At 55.3% G+C, this 19,909-nt stretch carries 18 protein-coding genes; 5 read left to right on the top strand and 13 right to left on the bottom strand.

Annotation, left to right across the window (positions count from 1 at the left end; all coding sequences use genetic code 11):
• Window positions 1-105 precede the first annotated feature (105 nt).
• Window positions 106-2,973 carry an ATP-binding protein gene (locus tag ACN0V1_RS15565; protein ID WP_417545863.1) on the top strand — a complete coding sequence of 956 codons (2,868 nt, stop codon included), beginning with the start codon at window positions 106-108 and terminating at the stop codon, window positions 2,971-2,973.
• A gap of 33 nt (window positions 2,974-3,006) precedes the next feature.
• Here ACN0V1_RS15565 and pdxJ read toward each other — a convergent pair whose 3' ends face one another.
• From pdxJ to rpoE, 13 genes are all read right to left on the bottom strand, one after another.
• Window positions 3,007-3,747, bottom strand: coding sequence for a pyridoxine 5'-phosphate synthase (gene pdxJ, locus ACN0V1_RS15560; RefSeq protein ID WP_417545862.1), 741 nt, complete (start codon window positions 3,745-3,747; stop codon window positions 3,007-3,009).
• Window positions 3,737-4,468, bottom strand: coding sequence for a DNA repair protein RecO (gene recO / locus ACN0V1_RS15555; RefSeq protein ID WP_417545861.1), 732 nt, complete (start codon window positions 4,466-4,468; stop codon window positions 3,737-3,739). The genes pdxJ and recO overlap by 11 nt, the downstream gene beginning before the upstream one ends.
• Window positions 4,469-4,520: 52 nt before the next feature.
• Window positions 4,521-5,438 (bottom strand): GTPase Era, encoded by a 918-nt coding sequence (gene era / locus ACN0V1_RS15550; protein ID WP_291946556.1) that lies wholly within the window; start codon window positions 5,436-5,438, stop codon window positions 4,521-4,523.
• Window positions 5,438-6,127 (bottom strand): ribonuclease III, encoded by a 690-nt coding sequence (gene rnc / locus ACN0V1_RS15545; RefSeq protein WP_417545860.1) that lies wholly within the window; start codon window positions 6,125-6,127, stop codon window positions 5,438-5,440. The genes era and rnc overlap by 1 nt, the downstream gene beginning before the upstream one ends.
• Window positions 6,124-6,513, bottom strand: a complete 390-nt coding sequence (locus tag ACN0V1_RS15540) for a DUF4845 domain-containing protein (RefSeq protein ID WP_417545859.1) — start codon at window positions 6,511-6,513, stop codon at window positions 6,124-6,126. Before ACN0V1_RS15540 ends, rnc begins: the two co-directional genes overlap by 4 nt.
• A gap of 27 nt (window positions 6,514-6,540) precedes the next feature.
• Window positions 6,541-7,317 carry a signal peptidase I gene (gene lepB, locus ACN0V1_RS15535; RefSeq protein ID WP_417545858.1) on the bottom strand — a complete coding sequence of 259 codons (777 nt, stop codon included), beginning with the start codon at window positions 7,315-7,317 and terminating at the stop codon, window positions 6,541-6,543.
• 11 nt (window positions 7,318-7,328) lie between these two features.
• Window positions 7,329-9,131 carry a translation elongation factor 4 gene (gene lepA / locus ACN0V1_RS15530; RefSeq protein ID WP_417545935.1) on the bottom strand — a complete coding sequence of 601 codons (1,803 nt, stop codon included), beginning with the start codon at window positions 9,129-9,131 and terminating at the stop codon, window positions 7,329-7,331.
• 103 nt (window positions 9,132-9,234) lie between these two features.
• Window positions 9,235-11,958: an EAL domain-containing protein gene (locus ACN0V1_RS15525; protein WP_417545857.1), complete on the bottom strand. Its 2,724-nt coding sequence runs from the start codon at window positions 11,956-11,958 to the stop codon at window positions 9,235-9,237.
• Window positions 11,959-12,094: 136 nt separating this feature from the next.
• Entirely contained in the window at window positions 12,095-13,480 is a 1,386-nt protein-coding gene (locus ACN0V1_RS15520; protein WP_417545934.1) for a DegQ family serine endoprotease, read from the bottom strand.
• A gap of 108 nt (window positions 13,481-13,588) precedes the next feature.
• Window positions 13,589-14,056: a SoxR reducing system RseC family protein gene (locus tag ACN0V1_RS15515; RefSeq protein ID WP_417545856.1), complete on the bottom strand. Its 468-nt coding sequence runs from the start codon at window positions 14,054-14,056 to the stop codon at window positions 13,589-13,591.
• The gene (locus ACN0V1_RS15510; RefSeq protein WP_417545855.1) at window positions 14,053-15,096 is read right to left on the bottom strand and encodes a MucB/RseB C-terminal domain-containing protein; all 1,044 of its coding nucleotides are present in this window, start codon (window positions 15,094-15,096) and stop codon (window positions 14,053-14,055) included. The genes ACN0V1_RS15515 and ACN0V1_RS15510 overlap by 4 nt, the downstream gene beginning before the upstream one ends.
• A 21-nt stretch (window positions 15,097-15,117) precedes the next feature.
• The gene (locus ACN0V1_RS15505; RefSeq protein ID WP_417545854.1) at window positions 15,118-15,693 is read right to left on the bottom strand and encodes a sigma-E factor negative regulatory protein; all 576 of its coding nucleotides are present in this window, start codon (window positions 15,691-15,693) and stop codon (window positions 15,118-15,120) included.
• Between the two features lie 15 nt (window positions 15,694-15,708).
• Window positions 15,709-16,326: an RNA polymerase sigma factor RpoE gene (gene rpoE / locus ACN0V1_RS15500; RefSeq protein ID WP_291946591.1), complete on the bottom strand. Its 618-nt coding sequence runs from the start codon at window positions 16,324-16,326 to the stop codon at window positions 15,709-15,711.
• 190 nt (window positions 16,327-16,516) lie between these two features.
• Here rpoE and nadB point away from each other — a divergent pair, with 190 nt between their 5' ends.
• From nadB to ACN0V1_RS15480, 4 genes are read left to right on the top strand one after another with little or no spacing between them, the layout of a single operon-like run.
• Window positions 16,517-18,121 (top strand): L-aspartate oxidase, encoded by a 1,605-nt coding sequence (gene nadB, locus ACN0V1_RS15495; protein WP_417545933.1) that lies wholly within the window; start codon window positions 16,517-16,519, stop codon window positions 18,119-18,121.
• Window positions 18,122-18,144: 23 nt separating this feature from the next.
• On the top strand, window positions 18,145-18,411 hold the full coding sequence (locus ACN0V1_RS15490; RefSeq protein WP_417545853.1) for a succinate dehydrogenase assembly factor 2: 267 nt from the start codon (window positions 18,145-18,147) through the stop codon (window positions 18,409-18,411).
• Window positions 18,374-18,856, top strand: coding sequence for a hypothetical protein (locus ACN0V1_RS15485; protein ID WP_417545852.1), 483 nt, complete (start codon window positions 18,374-18,376; stop codon window positions 18,854-18,856). The genes ACN0V1_RS15490 and ACN0V1_RS15485 overlap by 38 nt, the downstream gene beginning before the upstream one ends.
• A 21-nt stretch (window positions 18,857-18,877) precedes the next feature.
• Complete coding sequence (locus ACN0V1_RS15480) at window positions 18,878-19,888, top strand: YgfZ/GcvT domain-containing protein (RefSeq protein ID WP_417545851.1); 1,011 nt, start codon at window positions 18,878-18,880, stop codon at window positions 19,886-19,888.
• Window positions 19,889-19,909: the final 21 nt, after the last annotated feature.

The following is a 19,909-nucleotide window of genomic DNA, read 5'->3' as shown; positions in this document are numbered from 1 at the left end:
CAGATCGGCACTGACAACAAGGTTAAATGTGCCCGGACGAGCTACTATTACAAGGACGTAACCCGCTTCAACAGGCGGTGTTAAGCTATTCTTCGGGAATCTGGTATGCGGCGTTGGGGCATTCGCAAAAAAGTGCTGGTGGTAACTCTGGTTCCCACCCTCCTCACCACACTGATGTTGGGGCTGTTTTTTACCTATAGTTGGGTGACCAATATTGAAAGCCTGCTTAAGGACCGCGGCGACTCACTTTCTCGCCAGCTTGCTGCCGGCTCGGAATATGGCCTCTTCACTGCCAATCGCAGTCTGTTAAGCAACCTCTCCAACGCTCTGCTGGAAGAGCAGGATGTGCGATCAATCACTTTCTTCGACGGCGATCGCCGGCGCTTGCTACACACCGGTCCTGGCAGCTCTGATAACATTGACAGTAAAGAACTGACTGGAGAGCAGGCGAGCCGCATCGCCCGCAAAGCCAGCACCCGCTTCGTCACTCCGGTTTTCCTGCAGGATCTGATGATTCAGAACATGCTTGACGCGGACTCCCTGCAGTCTGCTTCGCAACAACGAGAGCCCCTGGGTTGGGTAGCCGTCGAGATGTCCCATATCCGCACCGAAAAAGAAACATACAAGGCCTTGTTGCTCTCGCTTCTGCTGGTACTTGGCGGCGTTATTTTCAGCCTGCTGATCGCACTACGCCTGAGCCGCGCTTTTACCAGCCCGGTGTTCGAGTTGAACGAGGCAGTGGCAAAGCTCAAGCAAGGCAGACTCGACACCCGGGTTCATACCCGGGCAGGTCCGGAGTTTGAGCAACTGGAATCCGGCCTGAACGCCATGGCGGAGGAACTGAGCAACGCCCAGGCAGAAATGCAGCAGAACATTGACCAAGCCACGGAAGATCTGCGCGAGACCCTGGAGACCATTGAAATCCAGAACATTGAGCTGGACCTTGCGCGCAAGGAGGCCCTGGAGGCCAGCCGGATAAAGTCTGAATTTCTTGCAAATATGTCCCACGAGATCCGGACCCCGCTCAACGGTATTATCGGCTTTACCGAGCTACTGCTCAAAAGCCCGCTGCCGCGCCAGCAAAGAGATCATTTAAGCACAATACGCAAGTCTTCCGAAATTCTTCTGACCATCATCAACGACATTCTGGATTTCTCGAAGATTGAGGCGGGCAAGCTGATCCTGGATCGCGTTCCTTTCCAGCTCAGGGACATTGTGGAAGAAGTCATGGTTATGCTGGCCCCTGCGGCCCACAGCAAAAACCTGGACCTTGTGCCTCTGGTTTATAATGACGTGCCGGACAACATCATGGGGGACCCTCTGCGGGTCAAGCAGGTGATTACCAATCTGGTCAACAATGCCATCAAATTTACCCAGACCGGCGAGGTGGTACTGCGTGCCAGTCTTGAAGATGAGGACAAGGAAAACAATCGGGTTACCCTTCGCCTGAGCATCACAGACTCCGGCGTGGGACTGTCCCGGGTTCAGCAACAATCACTGTTCAACGCGTTCAGCCAGGCCGATGCATCAACGGCCAGACAATACGGCGGAACCGGTCTGGGCCTCGCTATTTCCAAGCGTCTGGTGGAAGAGATGGGCGGAAAGATTGGCCTGCAAAGTGAACTGGGGAAAGGCTCCACCTTCTGGTTTACCCTGACACCGGAGCTTTCTTCCAACGGTGAAACGGTTGCGCCCCGGGACGCTCTGCGGGGTGAGCGGGTTATTTATCTGGAGCACCAGAAAACCTGTGGCCTTTCGGTTGAGCACCTTCTGCGGGAATGGGGCATGACGGTTGACCGCGTTGCGTCGCCTGGCGCCATGCAGGAACAGATCGAGGACGCTCAGAAAAGCCAGTCTGGGTACGCAGCAGCCATTGTCGGAATTACCCGACACCTGCTCAAATCAAACCAGTACTGTGAGCTGGTGCGGGCTCTGGAGATCGAACGCGATTGCCGCACACTGTTGCTGACACCAACCCTGGAAGTCCACGATACGCTTTTGTCCGGGCTGGCAAGCGGCCACCTGTCCAAACCGGTATGTCGTGACTCACTTTATAACGAACTGCTTCTGCTGGTGCACGGCATTAACACCGTGGGCCAGGGTATTTCGCACAAGGAAAACGCCTCCCACCTGATACCGGCTCCCGTCAACATGCCCAGAATACTGGCCGTGGATGATAACGAAGCCAATCTGAAACTCGTCATGACACTGCTGCAGGACTATCAGTTGGCGGCAGAAGGTGCATCAAGCGGTTTTGAGGCCCTGAGCAAAACCCGGAAAAGATCGTTTGATCTGGTCTTCATGGATCTTCAGATGCCGGGTATGGACGGCGTGGAAACCACCTCCCGCCTTCGTGAGCTGGACAACAGCAATCACAAAACAACAATCATTGCTCTTACGGCGCATGCATTGGCCGACGAACAGGAACGATTGCTCAAACAGGGCTTTGATGGCTATCTGCCGAAGCCCATCAACAGTGGACAGCTTGCCGAAACCATACTGGAGTGCACTGGGTATCATTGCCGAGGTGCTGGCCAGCTTTCTGTGCCGGAAGTCCGGGATACGAGACGTGCATTGAGACCCTCAACGCGCAAAATGCTACGGGACTGCATGAGCGTGGATGAGAGCATCCAACTTGCCGCCGGCAAGACAGACCTGGCAGAAGAATTATTCAGTATGCTTTTGGAGCAGTTGCCTGCCGACTTGACCCGGATTGAACAACTCTGGGTTCAAGGTGACCTGGAAAACCTGTTGGAATGCGTACACAAACTTCACGGTGCAACACGTTACTGCGGGGTTCCGGAGTTGCGCTCCGCTGCAAATCGCCTGGAGACAGCACTCAAAGGCTCAACCCCCGACATGGAGCTACAGAAGAATCAGCTGATCGCCGCCATGGAGCGACTGCAAAACTGGAGCGAGCAGGCCGATTGGCAGGAACTGTTCAGAAAGCACCATCAGCGGGAGACCATCTGATGGCATCCTGTAACGCTCCGCCATCCGGGTTGTTCAGGCCCTTCCGCACGCCCGGTCAAGAATCTCCTTCATATCCCGGACAGCCTCTTTAAGGCCGCAAAATACCGCTCTGGCAATAATAGCGTGCCCGATATTAAGTTCATTAATACCGGGGATAGCGGCGACTTGCTCCGTGTTGTGATAGTGCAGACCATGGCCCGCATTCACAATCAGACCCTTTTTGCGAGCGTAAGACACTGCATCGGCCAGGACCTTGAAGGCTGCATCTTGCGCTTCTGCACCAACCGCCTCAGCGTATTCCCCGGTGTGGAGCTCGATAACCGGGGCCCCACAGCGCACTGCAGCATCAATCTGCGCCCGATCCGGATCGATAAACAGGGAAACCTCAGCACCCTGCTTGGCCAGTCGCTCGCACGCACCGGCCACGCGATCCTCCTGACCTTCCACATCAAGCCCACCCTCGGTCGTCAGTTCTTCCCGCTTTTCCGGAACCAGGCAGACGCACTCAGGCCGAACTTGCGCAGCAAAATCCAGCATCGCATCGGTGACCGCCATCTCGAGATTCATTTTTGTCTGAAGCACTTCCTTCAGCAGCAGTACATCGCGATCCTGAATATGCCGCCGGTCTTCTCTGGGGTGGATCGTTATGCCGTCTGCGCCAGCTTCCTCCGCCATCAATGCCGCCTGGACAGGATCGGGATATCGCGTTCCCCGGACCTCACGTAAGGTGGCGATATGGTCGATATTGACACCAAGTAATACTCTAGGATTCATGTCGTTCTCCCTTTGGATGACTGAAAAGGCTGCGACTGTTCAGCGGGCGCCCCTGCAACAGGTAATCTGTCAGTATGCGCATGACCCGCTTTGAGACCCTACGGCTTGCGGCGGCCTCGTAATCCCCGTCGGCAAGCGCCAAAAGAGCGTCTCCGGGCAGGTTCTGCAACCGCACACCGGCAGAAGCCCCGGCGACAATACCCTGTTCGGGGTCGTAGCAATAGGTGTGTGTTGCACGGATGGTTTGGCCGGTATCCGTGGCCAGATCCCAGGCAAAATCGTAACCCAGAGCCGCAGCAAACGCCTGCTCGAACTTCCTTAACACAGGCTCTACATCAGACGTTTCCGCGAGCAGGCCAAGCGTCTCAATATAAGCAGCAAAAAGTGTTGGGTGAGGATCGGCCTGGGGCAATATCCGCTGCATCAGCTCATTCAGATACAAGCCGCTGTACAGGGATACGGTGCGACGCAACGCAGGGCCATCGCGCACATCTACCTGGGTCAGGGTTTTCAGGTCACCGCGCCCTACCCAACCCAATAACAGAGGCTGAAAGGGCTGAAGCTGGGCCTTGAGCGGGCTTTTACTGCTGTTGGCACCCCGGGCAATCACGCTCAAGCGACCGTGATTGAGGGTAAACAGATCGACCATGAGGCTGGTTTCCCGCCAAGGCCGTCGGTGTATCACATAAGCGGGCTCTTGCTGCTGCGTGTCTCTGCTCATAACGCCTCAAGGAGAGTGCTTCAAGGAAAGCGCCTCAAGGGGCATGACAGCCTCAGAGGTCGTTCATGCCCAGGCTTTTCAACGCGCGGTCACTGTCAGCCCAGCCGCGCTTCACTTTCACCCACAACCGCAGCATGACTTTACTGTCAAACATCCGTTCCATATCGGCCCTGGCGTCCTGGCCAATGCTACGCAACCTGTCGCCTTTGTCGCCGATCATGATTTTTTTCTGACCCTCGCGCTCCACAAGGATCAGTGCCGATATATGCAGCGTTTTGCCATCACGTTTGAATTCTTCTATTTCTACCGCAACAGAGTATGGTAGCTCGGCTCCGAGCTGGCGGGTAATTTTTTCGCGCACCATCTCCGAAGCCATAAAACGTTCGCTCCGATCGGTTATCTGATCATCGGGATAGAAGTGGACGCTCTCAGGCAGGAAACGGCCCACCGCTTCTTCCAGCGGCTCAAGGTTGGTTTCCTTCAAGGCTGACATGGGGATGATTTCAGCAAAATCGCGTTTCCGGGAAAGCATATCCAAGTGCGGCAACAGGTTTTCCCGCTTCTCAATCCGGTCCACCTTGTTCACCGCCAGAATAACCGGGCATTCAAGTTTGCTAAGTTTTTCCAGCACCATCTCGTCGGCAGTGGTCCAGGCTAGCTGATCCACCACGAATACCACCACATCCACACCGGAAAGTGCCGAAGTAGCCGCTTTGTTCATATACCGGTTCAGAGCTCTGGGCTCTTCCACGTGCATCCCGGGCGTATCGACATAAATCGCCTGCACCGGGCCCACGGTTTTGATACCCAGCACCTTGTGGCGCGTGGTTTGTGGCTTACGAGAGGTAATACTTAGCTTCTGCCCCAGAATATGGTTCAGCAGTGTCGACTTGCCTACGTTGGGGCGACCAACAATCGCGACAAAGCCGCAACGGCTGTCGGGGTTCTCAGGACGGGTAATATCGTTCATCAGGGTGTCTCCACGCCAAGTTGTTTCAGCGCGCTGCGTGCCGCTTCCTGCTCCGCCACGCGGCGGCTACTGCCAATCCCGCTGGTTTCACGGTCCAGCGAAGACAACACACAGGACACATGAAATGTCTGGTTATGAGCTTCTCCATCTACAGAGATAACATCGTATCTGGGCAGCGGAAACTGTCGGGACTGGAGATACTCCTGCAAACGGGTCTTGGGATCTTTCTGGGTGTCCTGGAGGTCCAACTGCTCGAGACGGAGTTCGAACCAACGCAGTATCTGTTCCCGGCAGGTCTGGAAATCGCTGTCGAGGTAGATTGCACCAATGATTGCTTCTACCGCATCGGCAAGGATGGATTCACGGCGAAAGCCACCGCTTTTCAGCTCGCCTGACCCCAGGCGCATGTAGCTTCCCAGCTGGAACTCGCGGCCAATCTCGGCCAAAGTGACACCTTTGACCATTCTGGCCCGCAAACGGCTTAAATGACCTTCCCGGGCCTTTTCAAAGTTCAGGAACAGATACTCAGCGATAACCATATTTACGATGGAGTCTCCAAGAAACTCCAGCCGCTCATTATTCTGATTGCCATAACTTCGGTGAGTCAGCGCCAACGTAAGGCGCTCGGGCGACTTGAACTGATAGCCAATGCGCCGCTGCAACTGATCCAGATCCGGCTGCGAACTCACTTGCCCTTCACCTCATATCTGTGCTGGAAGTGAACAACAGTATCCACATTACGGAAAATGTTGTTGCGAACTTCGTAGTCAACATTGATCACTACAAGCTCGCCGTCTTTCTCAACCGTAATATCCTTGGCATCAAAGCCCCGAATATTGTTAACGCTCAAACGCTTGTTGATCAGGGTGCGGAGCTGTGCCGGCCCCATTCGTGACAATCCCTCAGTACCATCCAGACCTTCCAGAGCCTCCTGAATGGTCAGATCGTCCATATACGCTGGCCCGACCTTTATAACCAATGACAGCAGGCTGCCAAAAAACAACACCATAATCAGGATCACAAGCGCCGAAGCACCACCCTGGCGGCCCATGGCGGAAAGACTATTTTTCCTCATTACAACTGAACTCCAGAATCGTCAGAATTACTCAATACCGCCTACTCGCTTGAAGGATGGCAGGCTGGTGAGAGATTGCCAGTGCATCCAGATCGCAAAGGCCTTGCCCACGATCAGCTCCTCCGGAACCGTACCCCAGTAACGGCTGTCGTTACTGTTATCACGGTTATCGCCCATCATGAAATAATGTCCTTCCGGTATCTCCCACTCGCCTTCGCCGGCAGCACCCGGGCGCCCCATGGTCAGGAAAATATCGTGTTCCACTTTTCCCAGGTCTTCCCGGCGCACTTCCACCGGCGGCAGACGCACAACAAACTCGCTTCCAACCTGCTGGCCATTGATGAAGAGCTGCTTGTCGCGATAGCGCACTGTGTCACCGGGGAGACCAATCACGCGCTTGATATAGTTGGTTTCGCCGTCCTTCGGGTAGCGGAATACCATCACATCACCCCGGGCCGGATCCCCGATATCCAGTATTTTGGTTCCGGAAACCGGCAAACGCAGGCCATAGGCGTATTTGTTAACCAGAATAAAGTCGCCGACTTCCAGCGTTGGCAACATGGAACCGGAGGGAATCTGGAAGGGCTCCACCAGAAAAGACCGAAGTATCAGTACTATGGCCAGCACCGGAAAAAATGAACGACTAATATCGACCAGATAGGGCTCTTTAGGCGCCTTTTTACCTGCAACGTCCGTCTCGGACGCTAAAAGGCGACGCTTGCGCAAAAACAGTATATCTGCCAACCAGACAAGCCCAGACGCAAAGGTCAGAACCACCAGAACCAGAGGAAAATCAATATCCATCCAGATGCCTTTTAATTATCGACTTTCAACACGGCAAGAAACGCTTCCTGAGGCACCTCAACATTGCCTACCTGCTTCATGCGTTTTTTGCCTTCCTTCTGCTTCTGGAGCAGCTTTTTCTTTCGGCTGACATCACCGCCGTAACATTTTGCGGTTACGTTTTTGCGCAGCGCTTTCACACTGACCCTGGACACCACCTGATTACCGATGGCGGCCTGAATGGCGATATCGAACATCTGCCGGGGGATCAGCTCTTTCATTTTCTCAATGAGCTGGCGCCCTTTATAGTTCGCCTGCTCTTTATGAACGATCAATGCCAGGGCATCCACGCGCTCGCCGTTGATGAGTACATCAAGGCGTACAAGATTCGCCTGCTGGAACCGCACAAAGTGGTAGTCCAGAGAGGCAAAGCCACGACTGGCAGATTTGATACGGTCAAAGAAATCGAGCACCACTTCGGCCATCGGCAGCTCGTAGGTCAGTTGCACCTGATTGGTCGTAAAGTGCATATTTTTCTGAACGCCTCGCTTCTCTTCACAAAGCGCAATAACGTTACCCAGGTGCTCTTGGGGCACCAGAATATTGGCTTCGACGATGGGCTCGCGCATTTCCTCAATCGAGCCAATATCCGGCAGCTTTGAGGGGCTGTCCACCGACAGTGTCTCGCCCTGCCTGGTCAACACCTCGTATATAACCGTAGGCGCGGTGGTAATCAGATTAATATCGTACTCACGCTCCAACCGCTCCTGAATGATCTCCATGTGCAGCATGCCCAGAAAACCACAGCGGAAACCAAAGCCCAGTGCATCAGAGCTCTCAGGCTCGTAAAACAGTGAGGCGTCATTCAGGGTGAGCTTTTCCAGCGCGTCGCGAAAATCATTGTAGTCATCCGCGCTCACCGGGAACAGGCCAGCATATACCTGCGGCTGAACTTTCTTGAACCCCGGCAACATGGGGGTGTCGGCGGCAAACTTGTGATGCACGATGGTGTCGCCTACCGGAGCGCCGTGAATATCCTTGATGCCGGCAACCACAAAACCCACGTCCCCCGCTTCCAGTACGTTGGTGTCATAGGGCTTGGGGTTGAAAATCCCCACTTTGTCGGCATTCCAGGCCTTGCCGGTAGACTTGATAACAATCTTGTCGCCTTTTTTCATAATGCCCTGGGTAACCCGGACAAGAGAGACAACACCCAGATAGTTATCGAACCAGGAATCTATGATCAAGGCCTGCAGTGGTGCCGAACGATCACCCTGGGGTGGTGGTATTTTCTTGATCAGGTCTTCCAGAACATCCTCAACACCCATGCCGCTCTTGGCAGAGCAGCGCACCGCATCCGAAGCATCGATACCGATGATGTCTTCTATTTCAGCAGCAACCCGTTCAGGCTCAGCTTGGGGCAAGTCCATCTTGTTCAGAACCGGCACAACCTCCAAACCCTGCTCAATGGCGGTATAACAGTTGGCAACAGACTGGGCTTCCACGCCCTGGCCGGCATCTACAACCAGGAGCGCGCCTTCACAGGCATACAGCGAACGCGATACTTCATAGGAAAAATCCACATGACCGGGAGTGTCGATAAAGTTCAGTTTGTAAACCTGACCATCCTGCGCCGTGTAATGTAGCGTGACGCACTGAGCCTTGATGGTGATGCCCCGTTCCCGCTCCAGATCCATGGAGTCCAGCACCTGTTCGGCCATTTCCCTGTTCGTCAGGCCTCCGCAAACCTGGATAAAACGGTCTGCAAGTGTGGATTTTCCATGGTCAATGTGGGCGATAATGGAGAAGTTACGGATTCGGCTCAGTTCAGTCACAGACAATGAATACTCATAAAAGGCAAAGGATTGTGCCCGGAGGTGCCATCACGAGGCCCGGGGCCGGCGTGATTTTACCGGTTACCGGCCGCCATTGCCATGATCAGGAAATAAGCGGGCGCTCGTACTGCCGGATAAGAAAGCCAATAAGCGCATCTTCGTCCAGCGGATAGCTGAAAAGATTGCCCTGGCACTGGGTACATCCGGCCGATTTCAGGAAGCTCAGTTGTTGCGGTGTTTCTACACCCTCGGCCACCACGGTAAGATGGAGCTTCTGCGCCAGCGCAATCACCGCCGAAGCCACATCGGTCGCACTGACATTGTACGGAATATCGCGGATAAAGCGGTGATCAATTTTTATAACATCGAGAGGAAGCTGCTGCAAAGCAACCAGGGAACAGGAACCGGCTCCGAAATCGTCCAGAATCAGGCAGACACCCAGATCGTTTAGCGACACGAGCAACTCACGTAGCATGCGCGGGTCTTCATTTAGCAGTTCCACCGGCATTTCCAGTTCAAGCTTCTCGGGCGACACACCTGTTTCGGTAATCACCTGCCGAACCATATCGAGGAAACGGGAGTCGGTGACCTGCCTGACCGACAGATTGACCGCCATTTTCAGGGCCTCAAAGCCAGCCCGCTCAAGCGCCTGAACCTGAATACAGGCCTGGCGCAATGCCATTTCACCCAGACGTACAATTAAACCGGTTTCTTCTGCCAGGCCGATAAACTGCTGTGCAGAGACCAGACCCTTTTCCGGGTGGTGCCAACGCAGGAATGCCTCAACACCAATCACCCGTTGACTGATCAGATCTACTTTGGGCTGGTAATGCAGAACAAAGCGTTCGCCTTCAAGAGCGCTCGCCAGCTCTTCTTGCTGCAGTAGACGGCGTGCGGCTTTGATGTTCATGGCAGGCGTAAAAAACTGGTGGGTGTTGCGGCCCATTTCTTTGGCCCGGTACATGGCCAGATCCGCATACTTCATTAAAGTGCCAGGGTCTTCGCTATCATGAGGAATCATGGTGAGGCCAATGCTGACCGTAATGCCCACCTCATGATCACTCAGACGAATCCGCTGGCACAATCTGCGCAGAATGGTTTCTGCCACCTTGGAGGCCGCATCTGTGCCATTGACCTCTGACAGCAACACGACAAACTCATCGCCGCCAAGCCTTGCCACAGAATCTTCTTCACGCACACAACCGCCAAGCCAATGTGCCACCTGACACAGGAGTTCGTCGCCAGCGTCGTGGCCCAACGTATCGTTAATTCGCTTGAAACCATCAAGGTCCAGGAACATCAGCGCTGCTGGCACGCCGCTTCGGCGGCTCCTGCGCACCACATTGTTAAGACGATCACGGAATAACTGTCGGTTGGCAAGACCTGTAAGGGGATCGTAAAACGCGAGTCTGTGGAGCTCGGACTGGGCTGCTTTGAGCTGGGTCAGATCACGCAGGCTCAGCACCACACCTTTAACACCAGGCACCGTCAGCATGGCAGTATAGGTGCCTTCCATGTCGCGCCAGTCACCAGCAGCATCGCGAATGCGCGCCCGGATAACCGGCATCTGTTTGCCTGGTGCCGCCGTGGCATCGTCAAACCCCTGCTTCAGCGGGAGCCAGTCGTCCTCGTGCACAAGACTTTCCAATGCCAACGCCTGAACTTCGCCGGGGTCAAACCCAAGAATGTCAAAGCTGGATGGGCTGGCATAAAGCGGCGTTCCGTCCTCCTCCATAACCAACGTAACGTTAGCCGCGCCCTCCGTAATTGCGCGATAACGCCCGGCACCGATCTGCGCCATAAGGCGCGAATGAATCAGCGCCAGCGCGACAACAAAGAGCAAAAGACTTATAACAACGCCACTACCAAGCACAATCGGCGGGCGAGGATCTGATGCCAGGTAGTCAAAGGCAGGAGTGGAACGGGTTTGCAGCAACCAGTCCCGCCCGCCATGGCTAACGGTCTGGCTCATTTCAAAACTGAACTCATTGTCCAGAGAGCCGAGGTTCGAGCCGTACATCAGGTTTTCACGGCCAACGACGCCATCATCGTAGATGCGAATATCGAGAAACGGTGAAATCAGACCAATGATGCCATCAAGAAGGTTATTCATGCGAAACGCACTGAACACAAAACCCGCCAGCATCATGCGGCGTTCAGCACGTATGTCCGGCACCTGCCCACCCTGGAACACAGGGTAATACATAAGAAAGCTGGCCTGCCCCTCTTCCATTTCTTCCTGAACCAGAACCACTTTAGCCGTTACCGTCGGAACTGCATCGTCACGCGATCGCTCCATGGCTTTTCGATGGACCGGATCACTGAAAGCGTCATAACCCAGTGCTTTTCGATTGCTTTCGGTTCCGGGTTCGAGATATACCATGGGGTAATAGAAAGGCCCGGTCCCCAATGGTTTCACCAGGTACTTGTAAACACCCTCTGCGCGCACCGAGGCAATGTGATCAGCCATGCCCCGCACTTCAATGCGCTCAACATACCCGATGCCCTGAATGCCCGGGTAATAACGGTTAATATCGACCTTGTGAACATATTCCCGCCACTGGTCACGGGAAACCTTACCCGCAACCGCAAAAAGGCCGGCACTGCCTGCCAGAACCTGTTCATAGTTGAGCAATCGTTCCTCAATGGCAGTTTTCAATTGCAGAGATTGGGTTCGAAACCGGGCTTCCGTGCGATCTTCTACCAGCCGGATTGAAAACTGCCAGGACGCCACCGTTACGGCGATCGCTATGACCAGAAGCAGCCAGGCGAGCCAGGCATTACGGGGTTTCAGAAGTTGCAGGAGCGGGAGATCCTTTCTTTTCATAATCTGGCCTGATCCATTCCGTGGCAGCTCTTATTATTTCAGAAAGCAGTATAACAAAAGCCCCGAAGCCTGTCGTTTTCTGGACCAGGTTTCGGGGCCTTTTGCAATATTATGACGTCTTTTCAAACGCCTACTGTCAGGGTTTCATAACAAGATAAATTGCCCTGCCCTGGCGCACTACACGAACCGATACCGCCCGTCCCTCAGGGAGGGTTCTGACCACTTTACGGAAGTCCTCAACCGACGACACCGCCTTTCTGTTTATTTCGGTAATCACATCCCGGGCGCGAATACCAGCATCATAGGCCGGCCCTTTGCCAACGCCTGTTACTACAACGCCGCCAGGCACGCCAATGGAGTCAGCCAGATCTGAAGGCAGTGGCTCAACGGTTAGCCCAAGTGGCGCTGTTGATGAACTGCCACCAGAGGGAGTCGCCTGCTGGGCACCGCGCTCGTCCGGCAACTGGCCAATTTCAACATCCAGCGCGATTTCTTTTCCACCACGAAGCACGGTCAGGCGAGCCGTTTCGCCTACCGGAGTGCGGCCTACCATGGGCGGCAAATCCGACGAGAGCTGAATGTCATCGCCATCGTACTCAAGCACGATATCACCAGACTGCAAGCCACCAGCCTCAGCTGGCGAACCGTCCATAACTTCGGCAATCAATGCGCCCCGTGGGCGCTTGAGGCCGAAAGACTCAGCCAGATCACGATTCACTTCCTGAATCAGCACGCCCAGCCAACCGCGGGAAACCGCGCCCTTGTCCCGAATCTGGCGAAATACGCTCATGGCATCATCAATGGGAATAGCAAACGAGACCCCCATGAAACCGCCGGAGCGGGTGTAGATCTGCGAGTTTATGCCAATAACTTCGCCATCAAGATTGAACAGGGGCCCCCCGGAGTTCCCCGGATTGATCGCAACATCGGTCTGGATAAACGGTACGTAGTTTTCTGATGGGAGCGAGCGACCCAGCGCACTGACGATGCCGGCTGTAACGGTATAGTCGAAGCCAAACGGTGAGCCAATCGCAAACACCCACTCACCCACCTTGAGGTCTTTGGAGCGCCCTGTTTTCACAACAGGGAGGTCGTCCCCATTTTCGATTTTCAAAACGGCCATGTCCGAGCGGGGATCTGTGCCTACCAGAGTAGCCGGCAATTCACGCCGGTCATTGAGGCGGACAATAATCTCATCAGCACCTTCAACTACATGGTTGTTGGTCAGCACGTAGCCATCGGCGGACACTATAAACCCTGACCCCATAGAACGAGTCGGCTGAGAATTACCAGGGGCGCCACCGAAGGGTGACTGCGGACCGCGAAAGAATTCCTGGAAAAACTCCGGCAACTGGTCGAGCTGGCGCTCATCAAAAGGCAGACCGTGAAAGCGCGTGTTTCCGGCAGCGGGGGCGCTGGTGGTACTTATATTAACGACCGCTCCTGCGTTTTCCTCAACCAGCCCGGTAAAGTCCGGCAAACCTCGTGCGAAGCCTGCCTGGCTCCAGACAAGCAGCACCATAGCGAACAGTACCACCAACAGAGAACCCGACACCCTCTGAGTGAGTGATGTCGGGGAGAGCCGGGTTACTTCAATAGTTGTTCTCAGCATGTCGGAACCCCCTGTATATCAGGTTAATGAGTCGGGATGAGAAGCTACCCCGGCCGGGATACGGTTAACCCGGAGCAGCATGGGTTCATAGTTGCCGGCATTCCGGCTCTGTAATTTTCGACTTATCAGAAAGCCAAATGCAAGACCGGCAGCGGCGCCCGCCATGGCCGCAAAATCACTACCTTCGGACAGTTGGTGCCCGATTATACTGGCCGCCACCATAAGCAGAAGAGGAAGTGCATACACCAGCAGGGAGGCGCCAAGAAGTGCGCTTTCGTCAATACCGAGCGTCACATCTTCGCCCACCTGGGCATTCACAGAGTTAACGACACGAACCTGATTGGCGCGGCCACCGGTTGCCGAAGCCAGCACCTTCTGCCCGCAGCCGTTACGTGCCGCACAGTTCTGGCAGGCGCTGGTACGTATGGTCTGGACCCAGGCGTGCTGGCCGGTCACAGCAACGACTTTTCCTGTCTCGGTAATCACGGTTCAGCTGCACCCGAAACAAAAGCTCCATTAACCTGCACCGATTCAGCGACCTGACGCGCCGCTGCTGGCGGTATTTCACCCACCACGGTTACCAGAAAACCCTGACTCCCGTTCTTCAGTTGGTGCATATAAATCGTTGTCGCCCCGATACGGGTTGCGCCCGTGGGCATACTCACGCTGCCTGCAGACTCGACAAATACCGAGAAGGCCGCCAACCCGTCGGAAAACGCAACTGCCTGCCCATTGCCCGAAACAGGCGCTGCAGCAGGTTCGAAACCTTCCGGGCGCCAGCCAAGATGCCAACCATGCATACGGGATGTTTTTGATAACCCACCCTGCGAACCCGGATACTGGCCGGCTTCACTCAGGGTACGGGAGATCTCACGACCCTTGGTGCGGATCTCAAGTTCGCCATCAGAAATATCATCAGTAATCTCGAGGCTGGTGAATTGAAAGTGCTCCAGCACCTCGCCACCGGATGCCCGCACATGGCTTTTTACCAAAAGCCCCGTCGTTTTTTCCAGCCACAACCGGTGGCTGTATCGATGCTGATCTTTAGCCGTCAACGCTACGGTAACCACATCATAGCCGGCAATACGGTCTTCGCCTTTCAGCTCGGCACTGTACCATCGGCTTACGGGAATCAACTGACTGGAAAATGCCTCGGCGAATGGCCCGGACGGAATGACCTGATCCAGCCTTACCTTACCCTGCTCAGGGAGCACGCAGACCACATTCATATCCCGGCGAACAATCTCTCCACTGCCCCCGTCCTGCAAAACCAGACGCTCCTCAACAATGCCATTGTGATAGCGATGGGCAATCTGCATCGAGTGTACGTTGGAACCTCTGGCGTACACAAACACGCCGCGATAGGAGGTCATGTTAAGGGCCGGCCCCAGCTGCTCCAGCCAGTACACGGCTGATTTCTCTTCAGCAACCGCATGCACTGGCATAACCATCGCCAGCGATAGCGCGACGAGCCAGCGCAATGACAAATCAGTCAGACTCAGGCCGAAATACCGGGCTTTGCTCATGAGCACCTTCATTACTTGCTATCAGTAGCCGCCATTTGCGCTGACCAGACGGGCATAACCCACCGAGCCCTGTCCGGCACCCACGCTGTTGTGCTGAGCGTGCTCCAGCAGATAGCGACTCATGTGTTCCCACTGCTTCTCATCAAGCCCCTGCAAGGCAACTTCCTGAACTGGTGCACGCTCTCCGGCAGAAACAGCGTCGGGCGCTAGCATCTCCGTTACAGGTGCCGATGCCAGAGCACTGGGAGCCGTCTCTCCGGCCTCCCAGCCCGCGCCGGCACCAAAGCCTAGCAATAAAGCAACAGCAACCATCGCCGCCGCCGGCCATTGCCAGCGTCGCGGCGCTTCGCGGCTGTTCGATACAGCCAGCACCTGTGATCTGATGCGGCCGTCGAGCGCTTCGCGCACTGCCACACTGACATCAACGCCCTCAGCCGGTGAATGGCCTCGATGCATAAGATCATGAATACCCTGCCATCGCTGCCACTGGGCACGGACGTCGTCCTGGCCTCCATGGGATAATAGGCGTCGAACCGCAAGTTCGTCGGCTTCATCGTCCATCATGGCCGACAGTGTTTCTCTGAGACGATCATCCATAGGATGCACCTTCAATTACGTCACCGAATGATTGAGCAGGGGCCCAAGATGTCTGTCAACAGCATCCCTGGCCCGAAAAATACGTGAGCGCACTGTCCCGATCGGGCATTCCAGAATCCGCGCTATATCTTCATAGCTGAGCCCGTCATACTCTCGCAGCAAAAATGCCGAACGAAGCTCTTCTGGCAAGCTGGCTATGGCATTACTCAGTTCCATCTGTAACTGATCACGCTGCAGCAGACGTTCCGGCGAGGCGATATCCCGCAACCGCCGGCCGTCATCAAAATTCTCGGCCTCAGCCGAATCAGCACTACCTTGAGGCCTTCGGCTGCGGGACTCGAGATGATTTTTCGCGGTATTCACCGCAATACGATAAAGCCAGGTGTAAAAGGCACTGTCACCACGAAAGCGGTCGATGGCCCGGTAGGCCTTGATGAACGCTTCCTGGGTAAGGTCCATGACTTCCTGGCTGTCGTAAACATAACGACTTATTATAGAAGCCACCCTTGACTGATATTTGACCACCAGAAGATCAAACGCTGCGCGATCCCCGTTCCGGACTTTGCGAACAAGTTGCAGATCGGTCTGACTGTCTGGCTGCTCAGCCTGTTTCTGGTCGTTCTCGGGTGCCATGGACGCTATGCCGGTACGCTCTGTTTTAGTGGCCAATACGAGTTTCTGATGATTCATGCTCACTGTCCGGCGCCCGTTTTTGGAAACGATGACTCGGCCTTCAAGACCGGTCATCCATCAGGCAAAATAGACAGCAGGCGTAAAGTTTAGTTCAATACACGCTCACATTATGGCCCGCGATAACGACCCGATGCTACAGTCCTATGAATACGATGTTCTCATTATCGGCAGCGGCGCGGCCGGCCTGACCGTTGCGCTTAACCTGCCGGAGCATCTGAAAGTATGCGTTGTCAGCAAGGCTGACATCAGCAGCGGTGCCACGCTCTGGGCCCAGGGCGGCATAGCCGCCGTTCTGGACGACCAGGACTCCACCGAAAACCATGTGCAGGATACCCTCGCTGCCGGCGGAGGCCTGTGCAGCGAAGAAGCCGTGCGTTTCACTGTGGAGCAAAGCAAGGAAAGCATTGAATGGCTCATCGGCACCGGCGTTGATTTTACCCGAGACACCGATGCCCAGCTCCACCTTACCCGCGAAGGCGGCCACAGCCACCGGCGCATCATTCATGCCGCTGATGCCACCGGGCATGCGGTATCCACAACATTGACCGCCCAGGCCCAGGCCCGACCCAACATTGAACTCAGGTCAGGTCGTGTTGCGGTGGATCTGATTACCAATCGCAAGCTGGCCTTACCGGGCAACCGCTGCGTTGGCGCCTACATACTGAACCTCGAAGACAACCACGTGGAGCTTTTCCGGGCACGCTTTACAGTGATTGCCACCGGTGGCGCATCTAAAGCGTACCGCTACACCACCAACCCTGACGGTGCATCCGGTGATGGCATTGCAATGGCCTGGCGTGCAGGCTGCCGTGTTGGCAACATGGAGTTCAATCAGTTTCATCCGACTTGCCTGTACCATCCGCACGCCAAGTCGTTCCTGATTACCGAAGCGGTAAGGGGTGAAGGGGGACTTCTGAAGCTGCCGGACGGCTCCCGCTTCATGGATCGTTTCGACAAACGTGGCGAACTGGCGCCAAGGGACATAGTGGCCCGAGCCATCGACCATGAAATGAAGCGGCTGGGTGCAGACCACCTGTATCTGGACATAAGCCACAAGCCTGCGGATTTCGTCCGGCATCATTTCCCCACAATCTACGAGAAATGTCTCGAGTTTGGCATCGACATTACTCGCGAGCCCATTCCTGTGGTGCCTGCAGCACACTATACCTGCGGCGGCATTGTCAGCGATGATCGGGCACGAACTGACATCAACCAACTTTATGTCGTCGGGGAAGCCGGGTTTACCGGGCTCCATGGCGCCAATCGAATGGCCAGCAATTCGTTGCTGGAATGCCTGGTGTATGGCCGGGCTGCTGCTGCCGATATTGCGCGCCGGGAAGCAGACATTCCTCCCCCACCCGAGGCTCCGGCATGGGATGAAAGCCAGGTGCGGGATTCGGACGAAGACGTTGTGATTTCTCACAACTGGGACGAGCTGCGTCACTTTATGTGGGACTACGTGGGCATTGTGCGCACAACCAAACGCCTGCAGCGGGCAAAGCACCGGGTTGATCTTCTCTCCGCCGAAATAGGCGAATTTTACAGCAACTACCGGGTAACCAACGACCTTCTGGAACTCAGAAATCTGGTCACCGTGTCTGACCTGATCATCTGCGCGGCGCTGCAACGTAAGGAAAGCCGCGGCCTGCATTACACACTGGATTATCCGAGACTGCTACACGAGGCCCGTGATACCGTACTTATACCAACAACCTACAGAACCCCTTCACTTTAAAGGGGACGACCAAGAGAGCAATTATGCAAGACACCCAAGCAGACAATTCGGCTTTCAACCGTCTCTGGTGGCACAGTCGCCGCGGTATGCTGGAACTGGATGTCCTGTTGATTCCATTTCTGGAAGAAGCCTACCGGGATTTGGACAAGGAAGACCAGGAACGCTACAAAAAGCTTCTGAGCTGTGAGGATGCCGATATGTTCGAATGGTTCATGCAGCGCAGGCGCTCCGATGATCCGGATCTCCAACGCATTGTTGACATCATTCTTGCCCGTGTCCAACCGGATTGACCTCACGCTTTCACGATGCGTTGCGGCGGGCTGCTTCGCTGCCGCACCATGGCTGGTCGCCAGCACTTTCGCACTGATAGCCGGCGCGTCCGGAAAGCACTGGATGTATGCGCTGGCACCGCTAACCCTGGCAGGCGCGCTATACCAGTACCGACTGAATGGATTATTAGCAGGGCCTTCGGCCGTTCTGGCGCTGCATCAGGATCAGGGTACGCTCTATGCCCGCCTTGGAAATGGGCAAATTCTGGCGGTAAGCGCCAGCCCTTCAAGCCGCATCAGTTCAAAGTTCGCACTCTTGAAACTGCAGCCTGTGGCCTCCACATCTTCTTCATACCCTGTTGTGCTACTCTCCGGCAGACGGATTGCGGGTAACGTATCCGAAGATCAGTTTCGTCGCCTGAGACTGTGGCTCCGACTGGGCCGCACACAGACATCATTTGAATAGCTTTTTGCCCGGAGTTTTCCCATGACTGGTACAGAAGTACCTGTTTCAGACACGCCTGTATACACATCAGCCGAGTTCCCACCCCCGGCTTCGGGCCACATCCTGCTGACCAACCGTGTTCTGGTTCGCATCTCCGGCCCGGGTACTGACAAGTTCCTGCAGGGCCAGCTAAGCCAGAACCTTGATGACGTCAAAACAGGCACGTCACCCCGCGCCGCCGGTGCGACACCCAAAGGCCGTGCTTACTGCCTGACTCGGCTTGTGCGCGATGGTGACGACATTCTGATGGACCTACCCTCCGAGCTGGCAGAGTCAATCATGACTCACCTGCGCAAATACATGATGCTGTTCCGTGGCACCTCAATGACGGCGCAGACCGATGGAAAAATCATCGGGCTGCTGGGCAATGAAGCCGCGTCAAGCCTTGGCGGAGAGGGGCTTAACAGCCTAACATCGCCGGGAGACACCCTGGTTCTGGACTCAGGGTTTCTGATCCGCACAGAGGACACGGCGGAATGGCTGCCCCGCTTTGAACTGTGGCAACCCGGCGCAGGGAATCTGAAGCTGGACAGCATTCCGGAGAAAACTCTGGCCGACTGGCAGGCATCCGAGATTGCCGCAGGCGTACCCATACTAAGCACAGCCACCAGCGAATCCTATGTGCCACAGATGCTCAACTGGCAACATCTGAACGGTGTGCACTTCAAAAAAGGCTGCTACACCGGTCAGGAAGTGATCGCCCGAATGCACTTCCTCGGGCAGCTCAAAAAAAGCCTGTTTCGCTTTCGTATTGCAAAGGCTAACTCCATACCCACTCCCGGCACCTCCATCATGGCGGGCGAACGCTCAGTGGGCGAAGTGGTCAATGCAGTCGGCTTCGATAATGGCTCCTGCGAACTGCTTGCGGTCATCCGGCACGACGCCGCCAACGGCGAACTGTTAACAGATGGCCAGCCAGAAGCTTTACTGGAACAGCAACCGCTGCCTTACAGCGTTACCGAACGCAAAGACAGTGCACGAGAGGATACATAAGTTGACAGGCAAACCCGTGAA

Origin of the sequence: Marinobacter sp. (assembly GCF_048266785.1) — a bacterium.
Lineage (GTDB): Bacteria > Pseudomonadota > Gammaproteobacteria > Pseudomonadales > Oleiphilaceae > Marinobacter.
This window is presented reverse-complemented; position numbering and strand designations above follow the sequence as displayed.

Bases quoted from the DNA above. Each gene is read 5' to 3' on its own strand.
- rpoE (WP_291946591.1), bottom strand. From the start codon at position 16,326: ATGGCACCCGAGAACGACCAGAAACAGGCTGAGCAGCCAGACAGTCAG.
- recO (WP_417545861.1), bottom strand. From the start codon at position 4,468: ATGAGCAGAGACACGCAGCAGCAAGAGCCCGCTTATGTGATACACCGA.
- ACN0V1_RS15540 (WP_417545859.1), bottom strand. From the start codon at position 6,513: ATGAGGAAAAATAGTCTTTCCGCCATGGGCCGCCAGGGTGGTGCTTCG.
- era (WP_291946556.1), bottom strand. From the start codon at position 5,438: ATGAACGATATTACCCGTCCTGAGAACCCCGACAGCCGTTGCGGCTTT.
- ACN0V1_RS15510 (WP_417545855.1), bottom strand. From the start codon at position 15,096: ATGAGCAAAGCCCGGTATTTCGGCCTGAGTCTGACTGATTTGTCATTG.
- ACN0V1_RS15505 (WP_417545854.1), bottom strand. From the start codon at position 15,693: ATGGATGATCGTCTCAGAGAAACACTGTCGGCCATGATGGACGATGAA.
- pdxJ (WP_417545862.1), bottom strand. From the start codon at position 3,747: ATGAATCCTAGAGTATTACTTGGTGTCAATATCGACCATATCGCCACC.
- ACN0V1_RS15565 (WP_417545863.1), top strand. From the start codon at position 106: ATGCGGCGTTGGGGCATTCGCAAAAAAGTGCTGGTGGTAACTCTGGTT.
- ACN0V1_RS15525 (WP_417545857.1), bottom strand. From the start codon at position 11,958: ATGAAAAGAAAGGATCTCCCGCTCCTGCAACTTCTGAAACCCCGTAAT.
- lepB (WP_417545858.1), bottom strand. From the start codon at position 7,317: ATGGATATTGATTTTCCTCTGGTTCTGGTGGTTCTGACCTTTGCGTCT.
- ACN0V1_RS15490 (WP_417545853.1), top strand. From the start codon at position 18,145: ATGCAAGACACCCAAGCAGACAATTCGGCTTTCAACCGTCTCTGGTGG.
- ACN0V1_RS15480 (WP_417545851.1), top strand. From the start codon at position 18,878: ATGACTGGTACAGAAGTACCTGTTTCAGACACGCCTGTATACACATCA.
- nadB (WP_417545933.1), top strand. From the start codon at position 16,517: ATGCTACAGTCCTATGAATACGATGTTCTCATTATCGGCAGCGGCGCG.
- ACN0V1_RS15520 (WP_417545934.1), bottom strand. From the start codon at position 13,480: ATGGTGCTGCTTGTCTGGAGCCAGGCAGGCTTCGCACGAGGTTTGCCG.